At 36.6% G+C, this 2536-nt stretch carries 1 protein-coding gene; it reads right to left on the bottom strand.

All coding sequences use genetic code 11. The features are described 5' to 3' along the window. Nucleotides 1–300: 300 nt before the first annotated feature. A partial coding sequence (locus CKF59_RS05425; RefSeq protein ID WP_147397130.1) for a RecQ family ATP-dependent DNA helicase occupies nucleotides 301–2536 on the bottom strand: 2236 nt, incomplete at its 5' end.

Raw genomic sequence — 2536 nt, 5'->3', positions numbered from 1 at the left:
CTAAAAAATCACACTTACTGCGAAAAAACTTTCGCATAAATTAACTAGATCAAGAAAAAATAAAAATTTTTTTCTCTTAAAAAAAGTAGCAAAAAAACTTAATTTACGTGTTTAAAACTTTTTACAAAAAAATTTAATTCACTCACTAAAATTATGGATTTTAGTCCAAATAAACCATGCACTTTACACTCTTCTCTTTTTTTCTTCCCTAACTTAAACTCTCTACCTAACTGTAACTATTTGGAGCTCTAGACTCTATATATAGTTAAAGATCCAACTCAACATTGGATCTTTAACTACTTATTTAGCACTTATATCTTGTAAGCTCAAACGTTTAAGATAACGTCCCACCGCTTCAAAAATAAATTTCCCAAAACGTTTAGCTTTTGTTTTGGTAATCCCATCAATTTGTAACAATTGCTCTTCATCTTGAGGGAGTTTTTCGCTAATAGCAAGCATCGCAGGATCAGAGAGAATAGCATCATAACGTACTCCCGTAACTCGTCCCATTTCCACCCTAATGGTTTCAAGATCACGCAGTAAACTCAGAGTATAAATATTTTTCTTCACTAAATCCGGAATTCGAGCTGCTTTGACTACGCCTTTTTGTTTAAGAAGTTGACTGCCGAGTTTAGTTAAGTGCAAATAACTATACTTGCGATCATAACTCAAGTACCCCAACTCTAGGAGTTGTTCAATTACCGCTTGCCAGTACTTATGTCCATATTGGTAAGCTTCTTGAGTTTTTACACTAATTCGCTCTTGCCAAGAGTCTACTTTATTAAGATCGGCAATCACTTGATCAAACTCAGCCTGACTCTGACAATAATTAAGTTTTAAACGCCATGCTCGCTCTAGTTCAGCGGCAATGGAGGTTTTACGCATAATCATTTGCTTAATAGTATCCGCACCTAAAAAACCTTTGCCTACAGCAACTAAGCCTAAAATAAAATGAGCATCTTCTTTAATTTCAATCTTATCTTGGATGAGATTACTTTCTAAGCAAACATCGCAATTACCACAATCATGTTCGAGTACTTGATTAAACGCAGACAAGAGAACACGACGACGACAATTAGCAGTATCACAAAAATCAAAAACCTCTTTGAGCTTTTTAAATTTCATTTCCGGAGATTTTTCGGGATGCTCTTCAATACGCTGTTGTTCCATATCCACATGGAGGAGTTCTTGATAAGCTTGTTCCTTATCAACTACCGGTTTATTTTCAACTTCTTGATAGATTTGTCCAATGCGCCAATCTCGACCAATAGGAATATCAAAAAGAACGGCTTTAGCTTTTTCTCCATCTCGTCCAGCTCGTCCAATTTCTTGATAATAGTTTTCTAGAGTTGAAGGATAATCAAGGTGAGCCACCATCCGAATATTTGATTTATTTACCCCCATACCAAAGGCAATAGTTGCCACCATTACCTCAACTTCTCCACGCATAAACATTTGATAATTAGCTTCACGTTCTTGGCTACTTAAGCCAGCATGGTAATAAGTAGCCTCTACCCCATGACGATTTAAATAATCACTGAGTTTTTGAGTACTATTACGAGATAAACAATAAATAATTGCTGGTAAATTCTCTTGTTCTTTACACAGACGTAAAATTTTATGATAAGCCAAACCTATGTTCTCAACAGGAGTAACCTGTAAACTTATATTCGGACGATTAAAATCGCCAATAAAAACATTAGGATTTGCTAACTGTAAGTTTTCAGCAATATCATAACGAGTACTTACCCTTGCGGTAGCCGTACAGGCTAGCATAGGTACGTAATTACCAAGATACTGGCGTAAACGATACAAATTACGATAATCGGGACGAAAATCATGCCCCCATTGACTTACACAGTGAGCCTCGTCTACCGCAATTAAACTCACAGGTAACCGAGTAATCTCTTGTAAAGTATAAGTAGAAGCCAGTTTCTCTGGTGAAACATAGAGAAACTTACAAGTTCCTTCCTGAATTTTTCTAAAGATCTCATTACGTTCTTGGGGACTAGTATTTCCATTATAAATAGCGGCTCCAATCCCATTTGCCTGTAACTGAGCGACTTGATCTTCCATAAGAGCAATAAGGGGACTTACTACTAGAGTAACCCCTGGTAAACACATCCCCGGAACTTGATAGCAAAGAGATTTCCCCATTCCTGTTGCCATCACCGCAAGGGTATCCTGTTGCTGTAATAAAGAATTAATAATCTCTTCTTGCAAACCTCGAAACTCATGGAGACCAAAACACTTTTGTAAACAAAGTTTTGCTCTTTTTGCAAGATCAGGTTCATCCATCCAATCTGCAAAATTTACACTTGCAGACTCTTGAGTTTCAGAAGGCGCAACAAAGACAAACTCATGTTGGGGATAGACATAAGGTATTTGCTCAATTAATGAGGTCTCTTGTGGGTCAAAGGTAACATCAGGTAACTGAGCTTTAATTTGCTCTAATGATTGTGTAAGTTCAAAAGTGTTTTGTTTTGTTCGTGCTTGTACACATAAAGCTTGCTCAAAAGGAGTTAAAGGTAAATTA

Source organism: Psittacicella gerlachiana (assembly GCF_003585965.1).
GTDB classification, from domain to species: domain Bacteria; phylum Pseudomonadota; class Gammaproteobacteria; order Enterobacterales; family Psittacicellaceae; genus Psittacicella; species Psittacicella gerlachiana.
This window is presented reverse-complemented; position numbering and strand designations above follow the sequence as displayed.